The organism is Georgenia yuyongxinii (assembly GCF_006352065.1).
Lineage (GTDB): Bacteria > Actinomycetota > Actinomycetes > Actinomycetales > Actinomycetaceae > Georgenia > Georgenia yuyongxinii.
Window position 1 is genome coordinate 1,588,792 of the sequence record NZ_CP040915.1, and the last position, 15,821, is coordinate 1,604,612.

The following is a 15,821-nucleotide window of genomic DNA, read 5'->3' on the forward strand; positions in this document are numbered from 1 at the left end:
GGCGCTCCTCCTCAGTTCTTGTAGGTCGCCACCAGGACGCCGCGGGCGACCGTGTGGTTGAGGATGCGCATGGACGCCTTGGCCAGCGAGACGTCCTCGTCCAGCTCGAGTGTCTCGGTGTCCAGGGCGTGCACGACGAAGTAGTAGCGGTGCTCGCGGTCGCCCCGCGGCGGTGCCGCCCCCACATAGGCGTGCTCGCCGTCGTCGCCGCGCAGGTGCATCGCGGCACCGGGGAGCATGAGGTCGGACTGCCCGGCCCCCTGCTCGAGCTCGGTGAGGTCTGCGGCGAGGTCCACCACGGCCCAGTGCCACCAGCCCGACGGCGTGGGCGCGTCCGGGTCGAAGCAGGTGACGACAAACCCTCGGGTGCTGTCGGGAAAACCCGACCAGGCCAGCTGCGGGGAGACGTTGCCGCCGCCGGCGGTGAACGTGGCAGCCATCGGCCGGCCGTCGGCGATGTCGGTGGAGGTCACGGGAAAGGACGGCACGCCGGGCAGCTTGCCGTACGGGTCCTGGGCGTGGGGGCGGTCAAGGTTCATGGATCCTCCGGGACTCGGGAGCCGGGGCGCTCGCCCCGGTCCCGAACAACTTAGGCCCTCGGCGGCGACGGCGCCGCGAACCTCTCCCCGCGCGCCTGACCTGCGCGCACACGGCGGCGGGCCGTCCCGCGACAGGCCACGCCTGAGCTTGAGGACCTTCGTCCCCTCCGCGGAGGGGACGCACGGCATAGAAACGAGGGAAGGCTCGGACAAGGAGGTCCACTCGTGTTCCAGGTCCGCATCCACGGCCGCGGTGGCCAGGGGGTGGTCACCGCCGCCGAGCTCCTCGCCGACGCGGCGTTCCGCCAGGGCCGCCACGCCCAGGCCTTCCCCAGCTTCGGCTCCGAGCGCACCGGCGCCCCGGTGGTCTCCTTCTGCCGCATCGCCGACCACCCCATCCGTGTGCGCGAGCCCGTGCTCGCCCCAGACGCGCTGATCGTCCAGGACGCCACCTTGCTCAGCGGCATCGACGTCTTCGACGGTCTCGCCCCCGACGGGTACGTGCTGCTCAACTCCCGCCGCACCTTCGCCGACCTCGGTGTCGCCGACCGGGTCCGCCACCTGCCGAGCGGGCACGCGGTCACGGTGCCCGCCACCGACCTGGCCGTCGAGCACCTGGGCCGACCGCTGCCCAACGCCGTCCTGCTCGGGGCGTTCGCCGCCCTGCACCCCGGTCTGGACCTGGGCGCGGTCCTGGACGCCCTGCGGGCCCGGTTCCCCGGCGAGACCGGCGAGCGGAACGCGGCGGCGGCGCTCGCGGCCCATCGCGCCGTCGACGCGGTCACCCGCACCACGGACGACGGCGGCACCCGCACCCCGCACGAGGAGGAGAAGGCGCATGCGTAAGCAGATCGAGGGCTCCCGGGCCGTCGCCGAGGCTGTGGCCGCGTGCCGGCCGCAGGTGATCTGCGCCTACCCCATCTCGCCGCAGACCCACATCGTCGAGCAGCTCTCCCGGTTGGTGAAGGCCGAGGAGCTGGTGTGCGAGTACGTCAACGTCGAGTCCGAGTACGCCGCGATGTCGGTGGCCATCGGCGCCTCGGCCACCGGTGCGCGGGCCTACACCGCCACCGCAAGCCAGGGTCTGCTGTACATGGTCGAGCCGGTCTACAACGCCGCGGGGATGCGGCTGCCGATCGTCATGACGGTGGCCAACCGGGCGATCGGCGCGCCGATCAACATCTGGAACGACCACACCGACGCGATGAGCCAGCGCGACTCCGGCTGGCTCCAGCTCTACGCCGAGGACAACCAGGAGGCGGCGGACCTGCACGTGCAGGCCTTCCGGATCGCCGAGGAGCTCTCCGTGCCGGTGATGGTGTGCATGGACGGCTTCATCCTCACCCACGCCGTCGAGGCGGTGGACGTGCCCGAGGCGGCCGAGGTGGACGCGTTCCTGCCGCCGTTCGTCCCGCGCCAGCGGCTCGACCCGGACGACCCGGTGACGATCGGCGCCATGGTCGGGCCCGAGGCGTTCACCGAGGTCCGCTACCTCGCCCACCAGGCCCAGCTCGACGCCGTCGAGGTGGTCGACCGGGTGGCGCGGGAGTTCCGCGAGGTCTTCGGCCGCGACAGCGGCGGCCTCGTGCGGCCCTACCGGATGGAGGACGCCGAGACGGTCGTCGTCGCGCTCGGCTCCGTGCTCGGCACCATCAAGGACGTGGTCGACGCTCGCCGCGAGCGCGGGGAGCAGATCGGCGTCCTGGGCATCACGTCCTTCCGGCCCTTCCCGTACGCGGCGCTCCGCGCCGCGCTCGAGGGCGCCCGGTACGTGGTGCTCGTGGAGAAGGCGTTCGCGCCCGGCGTCGGCGGCATCGTCGCGCAGGACCTGGCTACCGCGCTGGCCGGCACGGGCACGCAGGTGCGCACCGTCGTTGCCGGTCTCGGTGGCCGACCCGTCACCCAGGCGTCCCTGCACGGGGTGCTCGACGCCGTCGGGCACCTCGAGCCGTTGACGTTCCTGGACCTCGACCGGGCCGTGACCGAGCGGGAGATCGCCCGGGACCGGGCCCTGCGGGCGGACCCCACCGCGGCACCACCCGGGTGGACGGAGCCGGCCGCCGCACCGGCGGCCCTGGCCCAGGAAGGGAGCAGGCGATGACCACCACGCCCGTGAAGTTCTACCAGGTGGGTAGCTTCGCCGTCGGGAACCGGCTGCTGGACCCGGCGCTGGCGAGCGTGCAGTCCCAGCCCGACCGCACCAACGCCCTGACTTCCGGCCACCGCGCCTGCCAGGGCTGCGGGGAGGCGCTCGGCGCGCGGTACGCCCTCGACGCCGCCATGGCCGCCACCGACGGGCGGATGGTCACCGTCAACGCGACCGGGTGCCTGGAGGTCTTCTCCACCCCGTACCCCGAGAGCTCCTGGCGGGTGCCCTGGCTGCACTCCCTGTTCGGCAACGCCCCGGCCGTCGCCACCGGCGTGGCCGCGGCCCTGCGCGCCACCGGCCGCGACGATGTCCGCGTGGTGGCCCAGGGCGGCGACGGCGGCACGGTCGACATCGGCTTCGCCTGCCTGTCCGGCATGTTTGAGCGCAACGACGACGTGCTGTACGTCTGTTACGACAACCAGGGGTACATGAACACCGGCGTGCAGCGCTCCGGCGCGACGCCGCCGGCCGCCCGCACCGCCACGACGCAGGCGGTGGGCCCGGAGCCGGGCAACGTCTTCGGCCAGGGCAAGGACGTCCCACGCATCGCCATGGCGCACGAGATCCCGTACGTGGCCACCGCGACCGTCGCCGACCTGCGCGACCTCGAGGCCAAGGTCGCCAAGGCGATGACCATGCGCGGGGCCCGCTACATCCACGTGCTGGTGCCGTGCCCGCTGGGCTGGTCCTCGGCCTCCAGCCACACGGTGCGGGTGGCCCGGCTGGCCACCGAGTCCGGCCTCTTCCCGGTCTTCGAGGCCGAGCACGGCGAGGTCACCGCGGTGCGGCGGATCCGCCGGCAGGTGCCGGTCGAGGAGTACCTGCGGCTGCAGGGCCGCTACGCCCACCTGTTCCGGCCCGCCCGAAACGAGGCGGTGCTCGCCCGCCTGCAGGCCGGCGCCGACCGCAACATCCGCCGCTACGGTCTGCTCGAGCCCGCCGCCGTCCCCGAACCGACCCACGGCGAACCGGTGCTCACCGGCCCCGCCCCGCACCTGGAGCACCCGGCCCCGCGCAGCGACGACCACGCGCCGTCCACGTCGGCCGGGCCGGCCCTGGACGTGCACTTCCGTCCCGCCCCCGGGCGGACGCCCCACCAGGAGGTCTGAGATGGACAAGCCCTTCGCGATCACCCTCGACGTGGGGTCCTCGCTGGTCAACCGCACCGGCGCCTGGCGGGTGGAGCGTCCCGTGTACCGCGACTTCCTGCCGCCGTGCCAGAAGGCCTGCCCGGCCGGTGAGCACGTCCAGGAGTGGCTCTACGACGCCGAGGACGGCAACTACGAGCGGGCGTGGCGCACCCTCGTGCGCGAGAACCCGCTGCCCGCCGTGATGGGCCGCGTCTGCTACCACCCGTGCCAGACCGCCTGCAACCGCGGCCAGGTGGACGAGGCGGTCGGCATCAACGCCGTCGAGCGGTTCCTCGGCGACGAGGCGATCCGGCGGGGCTGGACGATCCCCGTCACCGCGCCGGACACCGGCCGGCGGGTGCTCGTGGTCGGCGCCGGCCCCACCGGGCTGTCCGCGGCGTACCACCTGCGCCTGGCCGGGCACGACGTCACCGTGCGCGACGCCGCGCCGCGGCCCGGCGGCATGATGCGCTACGGCATCCCCGCCTACCGGCTCCCGCGCGAGGTCCTCGACGCCGAGATCGCCCGGATCGCCGAGATGGGCGTGCGCTTCGAGCTCGACTCCCGGGTGGGCAGTGTGGCGCCCGAGCTGCAGCACTACGACGCCGTCCTGCTCGCGGTCGGCGCTCAGATCGGCAAGCGCGCCTACGTGCCGGCCGGTGAGGCCGCCCGCATCCTCGACGCCGTCCAGCTCCTGCACGACGTCGAGGACGCCGACGCCCCCATGCTGGGTCGGCGCGTGGTGGTCTACGGCGGCGGCAACACCGCCGTCGATGCGGCCCGGACCGCCAAACGGCTCGGCGCCGAGGAGGCGATCGTCGTCTACCGGCGCACCCGCGACCGGATGCCTGCCCACGACTCCGAGGTCACCGAGGCCTTGGAGGAGGGCATCACCGTGCGGTGGCTCTCCACCATCAGCTACGCCGACGCCGGCACGGTCACCATCGAGAAGATGGAGCTCGACGAGTCCGGGTTCCCCCGCGCCACCGGCGTGCTCGAGGACCTCGCGGCCGACGCCGTCGTCCTCGCGGTGGGGCAGGAGAGCGACCTGTCCCTCGTCGACGACGTGGACGGCCTCGTCATCGACGACGGCGTGGTCCGGGTGGACGCGCACATGATGACCGGCCGGCCGGGGCTGTTCGCCGGCGGTGACATGGTGCCCTCCGAGCGCACCGTCACCGTCGGCGTCGGTCACGGCAACCTCGCCGCCCTCAACATCGACGCCTACCTGCGCGGCACCACACACACCGAGCCGGCCCCCGCCCCGGATGCCGAGCTGGGCGCCCTGAACACCTGGTACTACGCCGACGCCGCGCACCAGGTGCGCCCCCGGTTGGAGGGGCCGCGCCGCGCCGGCACGTTCGACGAGGTGGTCCAGGGGCTGAGTGCCGAGACCGCCCTGTTCGAGGCGCGCCGGTGCATGGCCTGCGGGAACTGCTTCAGCTGCGACAACTGCTTCGGGGTGTGCCCCGACAACGCGGTGAAGAAGCTGCCGGACGGCAGCTACGAGATCGACTACGAGTACTGCAAGGGTTGCGGCATCTGCGTGGAGGAGTGCCCTTCCGGCGCGATCGAGATGGTGCCCGAGGAGGCGTAGCGGCCCTACTCCTTCTTGAGCTTGTCCTGGACTGAGCCGGCGATCTTCTCGACCCGGTTGGGCACGTCGGTGGTGCCGTACATCCGGGCGTCGGGGCGGGTGACGTCGGGCATGGGCGCCGTCGTCGTCGGGCCGTCGTGGTAGGAGAACTCGCCGTTGCCGTCGGGCGTCGGCCCCTTGGCCCAGGACCCGTCGCCGGCCTGCTGACCGTCGGAGAAGTTCAGGTACTGGTAGGACACCGCGGTGTGCTCCTTCTTCTGCGGGAAGTTGCTCGGGACCGGCAGCTGCTCGAGCCCGTCCGCCTTGAGCTCCTCGACGGCGCGGAGCCACTGGTTCTGGTGCATCGTGTCGCGGGCCAGGAGGAAGGACAGCAGGTCGCGCACGCCGGCGTCGTCGGTCATGTGGTAGAGCCGGGCGACCTGGACGCGGCCCTGCATCTCGGCGTTGGCGTTGGCCATGAAGTCGGCCAGGAGGTTGCCGCTGGCGGTGATGAATGACCCCTGCCACGGGTTGCCGTTGGAGTCCACCGCCCGCGCGCCGGCCCCCGCGACGATGGCGTGCTGGACGTCGGTGCCGCCGATGATCGCGGCGACGGTGGGGTCGTCCTGGATCGCGTCCTTGGTGATGCCCACCGGGGCCTTCTCGAGCAGCTGGGCGATCATCGTGGCGAGCATCTCGACATGGCCCATCTCCTCGGCGCCGATGCCGAAGACCAGGTCGCGGTACTTGCCGGGGATGTGCATGTTCCAGGCTTGGAACATGTACTGCATGGCCACCGTGATCTCGCCGTACTGGCCGCCGAGGACCTCCTGGAGCTTGCGGGCGTAGACGGCGTCGGGCTGGTCCGGCGTGGACGAGTACTGCAGCTCCTGCTTGTGGAAGAACATCGGGTCTCCTCAAGTGCCGACTGTGAGGTCGGCGCATTATGGGCTTGCCTCTGAGCGGCAACTGCCGGGGACCGCGACATCGCGGCCCGGGCACCTCGCCTTTGACCTTCGGTCCGGCGTCCGGACCAAGGGTGTCCATCGTGAACCCGGACCGGGGGATGGTGCATCTGGAAAACCATGTTCGATGGACCGTTTGTCGGGCGGGCACCTGGGCGGAGCGCTGGATCCGGGCCGATGTGGGTGGTCGGCGGCATGCTGCTGGTGAGGGCCGATACGGCCGTTCTCGGTGGCGGGTGCTCGGTTGACTTTGCCCGCTCGCCGACGAACACTGATGTCGAACGCATGTTCGACTCGCGGTTACGGCGGGTCGCTCGGGAGAGGGAGGAGGAGCCCATGGGAACGGTCACGACCGCCCCCGACGTGCACCTCCGGACCCCCGATGATCCCGGCGGCTCCCGTCCGGCCCCCACCGGCCCGCCAGGCCGGCCCGCGGACCCGGCTGGCAAGCTCGCCGCCGCCCGAGCCGCGCTGACCCGGGCGGAGCTGGCGGCCGGCCTGCGCACCCGGCTGGCCGGGCCGACGGTGGTGGGCACCAGCCCTGCCCTGGTCGCCGTCTCCGGCGGGGCTGTCTCCGACACGGCCGCCCCGCTCGCGACGGTGGCGACCGGCGCCGGCCCGGTGCCCGGCGACGACCGGCACCTCCCGGTGCCCGGCGACGACCGGCACCTCCCGGTGCCCGGCGACGACCGGCACCTCCCGGTGCCCGGCGTCCTCGCGCCGCTCTTCCCCGGCGGCGCCCTCGCCCGCGGCAGCGTGGTCCAGGTGACCGGCTCCACCTCGGTCCTCCTTGCCCTGGCCGGGGCCGCCAGCGCGGACGGGGCCTGGTGCGCGCTCGCGGCCATGCCCGACGTCGGGTGGCGCGCCGCCGCCGCGGCCGGCCTGGCGCCGGAGCGGGTGGCCGTGGTGCCCGCGCCCGGTCCGGACGCCGCGGCGGTGGTCGGCGCGCTGGCCGACGGCTTCGACGTGCTCGTGGTGGGCCGGTGCCCGGCCCTGGGGGAGCGGGACCGTCGGCTCCTCGGGTCCCGGCTGCGCACCCGGGGCGCCGTGCTGCTCAGCACCCACCCCTGGCCCGGCGCCCAGCTGGTGCTGCGGGCGACGGTGCAGTCCTGGGACGGCCTCGGCCAGGGGTGGGGCCATCTGGCACGGCAGGAGCTGGCGGTGCGGGCCACCGGCCGGGCCGGCGCCACACGGGCCCGCGAGGTCCGGGTCCACCTCGGTACCGCAGGGCTGCTCGTCCCCGTGCCGGGTGCGCCGTCGTCCGGCTTGGCGGCCGTCGCCACCCCGGCGTCCTCGGCCTCCCCGGACGAGGCGCCCCTGCTCCAGGCGGTGTGAGATGGCCACCGCCGGAACCGGGCGGGCCGCCCGCCGGGCCGTGCTGTGGGTCCCCGACTGGCCGGTGGCCGCAGCCCTCGCCGAGGGTGTCGTCGACCCGCAGGTCCCGGTCGCGGTGCACGACGGACGTGGCGTCGTCGTCGCCTCCGCCCCGGCCCGCCGCGCGGGCGTGCGCCGCGGCATGCGACGTCGCAGCGCCCAGCAGGTCTGCCCCGAGCTCGTGCTCCTGGCCGCCGACCCGGTGCGCGACGCGCGCGCTTTCGAACCGCTGGTCCAGGCGGTGGAGACGGTGGTCGCCGAGGTCGAGGTGGTCCGGCCCGGCATGGTCGTCTTCCTCGCACGCGGACCCGTGCGGCACGTCGGCTCGGAGGACGCCCTGGCCGAGCTGCTCGTCGGCACCGTTGCCACCGAGACCGGCGCCGAGTGCCAGGTGGGTCTGGGGGACGGGCTGCTCGCCGCCATGCTCGCCGCGCGGGCCGGGGTGCTCGTCCCCGCCGGTCCCGGCGCCACCGCGGACTTCCTCGGCGCCCAGGACGTCGGGGCCCTGACCCTCGCGGCCAGCACCCGGCAGGCCGAGACCGAGACGGTCGAGCTCGTGGACCTGCTGCAACGCCTCGGTTTGCGCACCCTTGGGGCCTTCGCCGCCCTGGAGACCGGCGACGTCGCCGCCCGGTTCGGCACCCGCGGACTGGCCGCCCACCGCCTCGCCCGCGGGCTGGACATGCGCCCGCCCACCACGCGCCGGCCCGAGGACGACGTCGTCGCCGCGCGCGAGCTCGACCCGCCCGCCGAACGGGCCGACGTCGCCGCGTTCGCCGCCCGGGCGCTGGCCGAGCAGCTCGCCGAGCGCATGCTGCGGCGTGGGGTGGTCTGCGCCCGGCTGCGGGTGACGGCACGCACCGAGGACGGCAACGAGCTGGTCCGCACCTGGAGCATCGACGGCGCGCCCACCGCCGCCGAGCTGACCGACCGGGTGCGCTGGCAGCTCGAGGGGTGGCTCTCCGGGCGCAGCGGGCGGGCCCCCTCGGCGCCGCTGACCCACCTGGAGCTGACCGCTCAGGAGGTCAGCCCGGCGGGTGCGGTGCAGGACGGGCTGTGGGGACGCTCGCTGCGCGGGCACGCGCAGGCGGGCCGGGCTGCCCTGCGGGTGCAGGGGCTGCTCGGCGCGGAGGGCGTGCTCGTGCCGGTGCTCCAGGGCGGGCGGGACCCCCGTGCCGCCGCCCGGCTCGTGGCCTGGGGTGACGACCCGGCCCCGCTGCGCCGTCCCGACGCGCCCTGGCCGGGGCAGGTGCCCGCGCCCTGGCCGGCCACCGTGCCCGCCGAGCCGGTGCCGGTCCGGCTCATCGACGCCGCCGGCGCGCCGGTGCGCGTGGACGCCCGGGGTCGGGCCAGCGCCGCGCCCGCGTGCGTGGTCGTGCCCCCGGACCCGCGGACGGTGGCGGGGCAGGCCCCCGCGCCGGTGGCGGCGGGGGAGTACCCGTTGCGCGCGTGGGCGGGCCCGTGGCCGGTGACCGAACGGTGGTGGTCGCCCGAGGGGCGTCGGCGCGCCTACGTCCAGGTGGTCCCGGAGGGGGTGCCGGCGCTGCTCCTGGCCGTCGAGCGCGGCGCCTGGCAGGTGGAGGGGGTGTACGACTGACTGGGCAAAGCCGAGCCGACTGGGCAGGATCGACTCCCATGACCGTTTGGATCTGCCGCACGTGCGCCGTCGAGCACCCCGACGCCGACCGACCGCCACAGGTGTGCGCGATCTGCGCGGACGAACGGCAGTGGGTCCCGGCCGCCGGCCAGCAGTGGACCACCCTCGACGAGCTGCGCACGCCCGACCGGAAGATGGCGGTCGAGGAGGTCGAGCCCGACCTCTTCGGCATCACCGTCGACCCCGAGGTGGGCATCGGCCAGCGCACCCTCCTTGTACGCACACCCGCGGGCAACCTGCTGTGGGACCCCACCGGCTACCTCGACGAGGACACCGGGCGACGGCTCGGCGACCTCGGCCCGGTCGTGGCCATCGCGGCGAGCCATCCGCACATGTTCGGCGTCCAGGTCGAGTGGAGCCGGGCTCTGGGGGACGTCCCGGTACTCGTCAACGAGGCCGACGCCCGCTGGCTGGCACGCCCGGACGCGGTGGTGCGCTACTGGTCCGGCACGTTCGAGGTGGTTCCCGGGCTCAGGCTGCACCAGATCGGCGGGCACTTTCCCGGCAGCGCGGTCGCACACTGGCCGGCGGGGGCCGGTGGCGCCGGTGCTCTGCTGGCCGGGGACACCATCGCACCCAACCCGGACCGTGCCACGGTCTCGTTCATGCGCAGCTACCCCAACCGCATCCCGCTCTCCGGTGGCGTGGTCGAGCGGCTGGCCCGCAGCGTCGAGCCGCTGGCCTTCGACCGGCTCTACGGCAACTTCGCCGGGGTCGTGCCCACCGGCGCCAAGGCCGCCGTGCGGTACTCGGCCGCCCGGCATGTCGCCTGGGTGACCGGCGAGCACGACGACGAGACCTGAGTCGATCCGACCCTACGCCGGGCCCGCGGCGGGGAGACTTGGGGCGGTCCGTCAGCCACCGGAGGCCTGCGATGCGCCAGATCGTCCTGCACATGTCCGTCTCCCTGGACGGCTACATCGAGGGCCCGAACCGGGAGATCGACTGGCACGTCGTCGATGACGAGCTGCACCAGCACATGAACGACGTGCTGGGCCCCATGGGCGCGTTCCTCCACGGCCGCGTCGTCTACGAGCTCATGGCGGACTACTGGCCCACCGCCGACGCCGACCCCGCCGCCCCCGGCGTCATCCGCGAGTTCGCCGCGATCTGGCGGGAGAAGCCGAAGTATGTGTACTCGCGCACCCTGCAGCAGGCGGGCTGGAACAGCACCATCGTGCGCGACGTCGTGCCGGAGCAGGTCGCGGCGCTCAAGGCCGAGCCCGGCGGCGACCTGGTGCTCGGTGGGGCGGACCTGGGCGCGGCGTTCCTCCGGCACGACCTGATCGACGAGTTCCGCACCTACGTCCACCCGGTGCTCATCGGCCGCGGCACGCCGCTGTTTCCCGCCCGGGACGGGCGGGCACGGCTGGATCTGGTCGAGACCCGGACGTTCGGCAACGGCGTCGTGCTGCTGCACCACCGGCGAGTACGTTCGAACTGACGTTCGATATGCTGGGGCGGTGGTGGTCCCCTACGCCGAGCTGCACGCTCACTCGGCCTTCAGCTTCCTCGACGGCGCGAGCCAGCCCGAGGAGCTCGCCGTCGAGGCCGCGCGGCTCGGGCTCGAGGCCCTCGCCCTGACCGACCACGACGGCCTCTACGGCGTGGTGCGCCTGGCCGAGGCCGCCCGCGCCCTCGGCCTGCCCACCGTGCTCGGCGCCGAGCTGAACCTGGGCACCACCGGGCGCGCCGGTGGCGCCACCGCCGCGGGGGCGCACGGGCAGATGGACCCGGACGGCACCCACCTGCTCGTCCTGACCCGGGGCGCGGAGGGCTACCGGCGCCTGTCCCGCGCGATCGCGCAGGCGCACCTGAGCGCCGGTGCCAAGGGTCTGGCGGACTACGACCTGGAAGACCTCGCCGCCCAGGCGGACGGGCACTGGCTCGTGCTCACCGGGTGTCGCAAGGGTGCGGTGCGCCAGGCACTGGAGGGTACCGGCCCTGGTTCGGTCGTCGGCCAGGGCGCTGCCACCAGCCCACGCTCCGCCGTCGGGTATTCCGACGGCGAGCGGGCCGCCCGGGCCGAGCTGGACCGGCTCACCGCCCTGTTCGGGCGGGACAACGTGGCGGTGGAGATCACCGACACCGGCTCCCCGCCGGACTCCGCCCGCAACGACGCCCTCGCGGCGCTGGCCCGCGCCGCCGGTCTGCCCCTGGTGGCCACCGGTGCGGTGCACTGCGCCCGCCCCGGGGACCAGCTGCTCGCCGACGTCCTGGCCGCCACCCGCGCCCGGGCCAGCCTGGAGGAGATCGACGGCTGGCTGCCCGCGGCACCGGCGCACCTGCGCTCGGGGGCCGAGATGGCCGAGCGGCACCACCGCCACCCGGCCGCCGTCCCCACCTCGGTGGCCCTGGCCGCCGAGTGCGCCTTCGACCTGCAGCTCGTCGCCCCGAACCTGCCCCCGCACCCGGTCCCGCCCGGGCACACCGAGGCCACCTGGCTGCGTGAGCTGACCTACCGCGGCGCCGCGCAGCGGTACGGGCCGCGCGGGGCGGAGCGGGTGCCCGGCGCCTACGACATGATCGAGCACGAGCTGGCGATCATCGAGCAGCTGAGCTTCCCCGGCTACTTCCTCATCGTCCACGAGATCGTGGAGTTCTGCCGCGACCGGCACATCCTGTGCCAGGGCCGCGGCTCGGCGGCGAACTCCGCGGTGTGCTTCGCCCTGGGCATCACCGCCGTCGACGCCGTGCAGCACCGCCTGCTCTTCGAGCGGTTCCTCTCCCCGGGGCGCTCCGGCCCGCCGGACATCGACCTGGACATCGAGTCGGGCCGCCGCGAGGAGGTCATCCAGTTCGTCTACGAGCGTTACGGGCGCGAACACGCCGCCCAGGTGGCCAACGTCATCTCCTACCGGCCCCGGTCCGCGGTGCGCGACGCCGCCCGCGCCTTCGGCTACGACGTCGGCCAGCAGGACGCCTGGTCCAAGAGCATCGAGCGGTGGGGGAGCCTGCGCACCGCCGACGACGGCGACGGCGGCGCGGGGCCGACCACCCGCGACGGGCGGGCCGCCCCGCCCGCGGACGATCTCGGCGGGATCCCCGAGCACGTGCTCGACGTCGCCGAGCAGATGCTGCGCCTGCCCCGGCACCTGGGCATCCACTCCGGCGGCATGGTGCTGTGCGACCGCCCCGTCATCGAGGTCTGCCCGGTGGAGTGGGCCACCATGCCCGGGCGCACCGTGCTGCAGTGGGACAAGGACGACTGCGCCGACGCCGGGCTGGTCAAGTTCGACCTGCTGGGTCTGGGCATGCTCACCGCGCTGCGGCTGGCCTTCGACGCCATCAACGCCGCTGAGGGACGCGGGGTCGACGGCGCACCGCCGGAGCTGGGCCTGCACTCCCTGCCCCAGGAGGACCCGGCCGTCTACGACCTGCTGTGCGCGGCGGACACGGTCGGGGTGTTCCAGGTGGAGTCCCGCGCCCAGATGGCCACCCTGCCGCGGCTGCGGCCGCGGTGCTTCTACGACATCGTCGTCGAGGTCGCCCTGATCCGGCCCGGACCCATCCAGGGCAACTCGGTCAACCCCTACATCAACCGGCGGCTGGGCCGGGAGGAGGTCACCTACCTGCACCCGCTGCTGGAGCCGGCGCTGTCGAAGACCCTCGGGGTGCCGCTGTTCCAGGAGCAGCTCATGCAGATCGCGATCGATGTCGCGAACTTCAGCCCCGCTGAGGCGGACCAGCTGCGCAAGGCCATGGGCTCCAAGCGCTCCACCGAGCGGATGGAGGCCCTGCACGGCCGGCTGCTGGCCGGGATGGCCGAGAACGGGGTCACCGACGAGGTGGCCGAGGCCATCTACGACAAGCTCCGCGCCTTCGCCGACTTCGGGTTCCCCGAGTCACACTCCTTCTCCTTCGCCTACCTCGTCTACGCCAGCGCCTGGCTCAAGGTGCACCACCCGGAGGCGTTCTACGCCGCGCTGCTGGCGGCCCAGCCGATGGGGTTCTACTCCCCGCAGTCCCTGGTGGCCGACGCCCGCCGGCACGGGGTGGCCGTGCTGCGCGCCGACGTCAACGCCTCGGCGGTCCAGGCGCAGGTCGAGCGCCTCCCCGCCGACGCCGTCATCTCACGGGATCAGGGCGGGGGCGACGTCGCACACCTCGTCCGCCCCCACCCCCACCTGGCCGTCCGGCTGGGGCTGGCGCCGGTGCGCGGGGTGGGGGAGAAGACCGCCGAACGGGTCGTCGCCGAGCGCGAGCGTGGCGGGCCTTTCACCGACCTCGCCGACCTCGCCCGGCGGGTGGACGTGACCGCGGCCCAGCTCGAGGCGTTGGCCACCGCGGGGGCGCTGGGCTGCTTCGGGCTGGACCGGCGCGAGGCGCTGTGGGCCGCGGGGGTTCTCGCGGGGGAGCACGGCACCCGGCACGCGGGCCGGCGTCGCCGCCGCGCCGGGCACGCCACGGACCGGGGCACGCCGTCGTCGCCGGAGGAGGCCGGGCCGGTCTGGTACCAGCCCCCGCTGCCGGGCACCGCCGTCGGGGCCGGTGCGCCGCTGCTGCCCGGGATGGACGAGGTCGAGACCGCGGTGGCGGACGTGTGGGCCACCGGCGTCTCCCCGGAGAGCTACCCCACGCAGTTCCGCCGGGGCGACCTGGTGGCCGGGGGAGTGCTCACGGTGGCGGACCTGGCCGTCCACGCGGCGGGGGAGCGCCTGCGGGTGGCGGGGGTCGTCACGCACCGGCAGCGCCCGGGCACCGCCGGCGGGGTGACCTTCCTGTCCCTGGAGGACGAGACGGGTCTGCTCAACGTGGTCTGCTCGCCCGGCCTGTGGGCGCGGTACCGGCAGGTGGCCCGCACCAGCGCGGCCCTGGTGGTCCGCGGCACCCTGGAGCGGGCCGACGGCGTGACGAACCTCGTGGCGGACCAGATCGCCCCGCTCAGCCTGGTGGTGCCGTCCGTGTCCCGGGACTTCCGGTAACCGGTGCGCCGGTTGCGGGCCAGCGTCGGACAACCCCGACGCCGTGGCGGCGTGGCGGCCGCGGTCAGCCCTCCGCGCCGAGGTCATCGCTCATGCGGCCGCGTGCCTCGAGCTCCCCGCGCTGCTCGAGCGCCCGGCGTGCGCGCGGTGTGGCCGCCGGTGGTTCCTCCATGGGTGGGTCCACCTGCCGCACCGAGGAGTACACCGCCCACGCCACGGCAATCAGCGGGATGGCCACGACCGCGCCCAGCAGGCCGCCGAGGAACGTGCCGGCCGTCACGCCCACCGCGACGACCACCGGGTGCAGGGACACCTGCTTGCCCATCACCAGCGGCTCGAGGATGTGTCCCTCGATCTGCCCGATCAGGGCCACCCCGAGGGTGACGACGAGGGCGGAGACGATGCCGTTCGCGGCAAGTGCGACGACCGCGGCGACGATCATCGCGGCCGGGGCACCGATCAGCGGGATGAACGCGCCGATGAACACCAGCACGGCGAGCGGCGCCGCCAGCGGCACCCCGACCACCGTGAGGAGGATGAAGGCGAGGACGCCGTCGGCGAACGCCACGATCATCGTGCCGCGGGCGTAGCCGGAGAACGTGTACCAGCCGGCGCTCGCGGCGGTGTGCACCTGCTCGCGGTTCCTGGTGGGCAGCTGGTTGAGGAACCACCGCCACATCTGGGCGCCGCGGGCCAGGAAGAAGATCGTGATGAACAGGCTCAGCGCGAGCACGGTGAAGATCAGCGCGACGGCCCCGGCGTTGCTGAGCACCGTGCTGGCCAGGTCGCCGGCGTTCTCCTGCACGTACGTGGTGGCCTGGTCGATGAGCTGGTTGATCGCGTTGTTGATCTCCGCCTGGGTGAAGTGCCACGGCAGCGGCCCGGACTCGAAGAACTCGAGGATCTGGTTGATGCCGTCGCCGAACCGCTCGGAGAGCGTGGCCCACTGGGTGGTGACCGAGGTGACCACGTAGGTGACCAGACCCGCCACGACGGCGAACGAGCCCAGGAGCCCCAGCACCGTGGCCAGCGCGCGGGGGATGTAGCGCGCGAGCGCGGTGACGACCGGGTCGAGCAGCGAGGTGACCACCAGGGCGATGAACACCGCGATGAAGACCACCTGGATGCGCGAGGTCGCGAAGACGATCATGGCGACGACGATGACGATCCCGATGAACAGCCACGCCATGAGCCCGTACCTGCGGATCCACCGGGGCACGCCGTCGGCGTAGGTCTCCGCCCGCACGGCCCGGTCGGGCATGCGGCGCAGCGAGAGGCGGCCCGCGGTGGTCGGCCGCATGGTGCGGGTCACCTCGCCGCGCGCGCTGCGGGGCGCCACCTCGGCCTGGGAGATCACCTGGTCGACGGCGGTCGGGTGGGACGGCCGTACCCGCCGCGAGGCGCGGCCGGTCAGCTGCCGGCTCATCTGGCTCAGCAGCTTGCGGGAGCGTCCGCCGATCGATGCCATCGGGTTCAGTGTGCCCCACCCGTGGCGAGGATTACCTC

Annotated in this window: 12 protein-coding genes; 9 read left to right on the forward strand and 3 right to left on the reverse strand. The window is 74.2% G+C overall.

From position 1 onward, the window contains the following. Positions 1-11: 11 nt before the first annotated feature. A complete protein-coding gene (locus tag FE374_RS07250) occupies positions 12-539 on the reverse strand; it encodes a YbhB/YbcL family Raf kinase inhibitor-like protein (RefSeq protein WP_139927889.1) in 528 nt (175 codons plus the stop codon). A gap of 225 nt (positions 540-764) precedes the next feature. On the opposite strand from FE374_RS07250, the gene FE374_RS07255 reads away from it, so the two are divergent. From FE374_RS07255 to FE374_RS07270, 4 genes are read left to right on the forward strand one after another with little or no spacing between them, the layout of a single operon-like run. Further along, entirely contained in the window at positions 765-1,385 is a 621-nt protein-coding gene (locus FE374_RS07255; RefSeq protein ID WP_139927890.1) for a 2-oxoacid:acceptor oxidoreductase family protein, read from the forward strand. Beyond that, entirely contained in the window at positions 1,378-2,640 is a 1,263-nt protein-coding gene (porA, locus tag FE374_RS07260) for a pyruvate ferredoxin oxidoreductase (RefSeq protein ID WP_139927891.1), read from the forward strand. The genes FE374_RS07255 and porA overlap by 8 nt, the downstream gene beginning before the upstream one ends. Next, a complete protein-coding gene (locus FE374_RS07265) occupies positions 2,637-3,797 on the forward strand; it encodes a thiamine pyrophosphate-dependent enzyme (RefSeq protein ID WP_139927892.1) in 1,161 nt (386 codons plus the stop codon). The genes porA and FE374_RS07265 overlap by 4 nt, the downstream gene beginning before the upstream one ends. A 1-nt stretch (position 3,798) precedes the next feature. After that, positions 3,799-5,415: an NAD(P)-binding protein gene (locus FE374_RS07270; protein WP_139927893.1), complete on the forward strand. Its 1,617-nt coding sequence runs from the start codon at positions 3,799-3,801 to the stop codon at positions 5,413-5,415. A gap of 5 nt (positions 5,416-5,420) precedes the next feature. Here FE374_RS07270 and FE374_RS07275 read toward each other — a convergent pair whose 3' ends face one another. After that, positions 5,421-6,302 (reverse strand): manganese catalase, encoded by an 882-nt coding sequence (locus FE374_RS07275; protein ID WP_139927894.1) that lies wholly within the window; start codon positions 6,300-6,302, stop codon positions 5,421-5,423. 393 nt (positions 6,303-6,695) lie between these two features. On the opposite strand from FE374_RS07275, the gene FE374_RS07280 reads away from it, so the two are divergent. The 5 genes from FE374_RS07280 to FE374_RS07300 all read left to right on the forward strand — a co-directional run bounded on the left by FE374_RS07280 (position 6,696) and on the right by FE374_RS07300 (position 14,315). Continuing rightward, positions 6,696-7,694: a hypothetical protein gene (locus tag FE374_RS07280; RefSeq protein ID WP_139927895.1), complete on the forward strand. Its 999-nt coding sequence runs from the start codon at positions 6,696-6,698 to the stop codon at positions 7,692-7,694. A gap of 1 nt (position 7,695) precedes the next feature. Then, entirely contained in the window at positions 7,696-9,330 is a 1,635-nt protein-coding gene (locus tag FE374_RS07285; RefSeq protein WP_139927896.1) for a Y-family DNA polymerase, read from the forward strand. A gap of 38 nt (positions 9,331-9,368) precedes the next feature. After that, complete coding sequence (locus FE374_RS07290) at positions 9,369-10,193, forward strand: MBL fold metallo-hydrolase (protein ID WP_139927897.1); 825 nt, start codon at positions 9,369-9,371, stop codon at positions 10,191-10,193. A gap of 71 nt (positions 10,194-10,264) precedes the next feature. Continuing rightward, on the forward strand, positions 10,265-10,834 hold the full coding sequence (locus FE374_RS07295) for a dihydrofolate reductase family protein (protein WP_139927898.1): 570 nt from the start codon (positions 10,265-10,267) through the stop codon (positions 10,832-10,834). Between the two features lie 22 nt (positions 10,835-10,856). Next, positions 10,857-14,315: an error-prone DNA polymerase gene (locus tag FE374_RS07300; protein WP_139931443.1), complete on the forward strand. Its 3,459-nt coding sequence runs from the start codon at positions 10,857-10,859 to the stop codon at positions 14,313-14,315. A 64-nt stretch (positions 14,316-14,379) separates the two neighbouring features. Here the strand turns inward: FE374_RS07300 and FE374_RS07305 are convergent, their stop codons facing one another. Beyond that, positions 14,380-15,783 (reverse strand): AI-2E family transporter, encoded by a 1,404-nt coding sequence (locus FE374_RS07305; protein ID WP_139927899.1) that lies wholly within the window; start codon positions 15,781-15,783, stop codon positions 14,380-14,382. Positions 15,784-15,821 lie beyond the last annotated feature (38 nt).

Bases quoted from the DNA above. Each gene is read 5' to 3' on its own strand.
- porA (WP_139927891.1), top strand. From the start codon at position 1,378: ATGCGTAAGCAGATCGAGGGCTCCCGGGCCGTCGCCGAGGCTGTGGCC.
- FE374_RS07280 (WP_139927895.1), top strand. From the start codon at position 6,696: ATGGGAACGGTCACGACCGCCCCCGACGTGCACCTCCGGACCCCCGAT.
- FE374_RS07275 (WP_139927894.1), bottom strand. From the start codon at position 6,302: ATGTTCTTCCACAAGCAGGAGCTGCAGTACTCGTCCACGCCGGACCAG.
- FE374_RS07265 (WP_139927892.1), top strand. From the start codon at position 2,637: ATGACCACCACGCCCGTGAAGTTCTACCAGGTGGGTAGCTTCGCCGTC.
- FE374_RS07285 (WP_139927896.1), top strand. From the start codon at position 7,696: ATGGCCACCGCCGGAACCGGGCGGGCCGCCCGCCGGGCCGTGCTGTGG.
- FE374_RS07295 (WP_139927898.1), top strand. From the start codon at position 10,265: ATGCGCCAGATCGTCCTGCACATGTCCGTCTCCCTGGACGGCTACATC.
- FE374_RS07270 (WP_139927893.1), top strand. From the start codon at position 3,799: ATGGACAAGCCCTTCGCGATCACCCTCGACGTGGGGTCCTCGCTGGTC.
- FE374_RS07290 (WP_139927897.1), top strand. From the start codon at position 9,369: ATGACCGTTTGGATCTGCCGCACGTGCGCCGTCGAGCACCCCGACGCC.
- FE374_RS07250 (WP_139927889.1), bottom strand. From the start codon at position 539: ATGAACCTTGACCGCCCCCACGCCCAGGACCCGTACGGCAAGCTGCCC.
- FE374_RS07305 (WP_139927899.1), bottom strand. From the start codon at position 15,783: ATGGCATCGATCGGCGGACGCTCCCGCAAGCTGCTGAGCCAGATGAGC.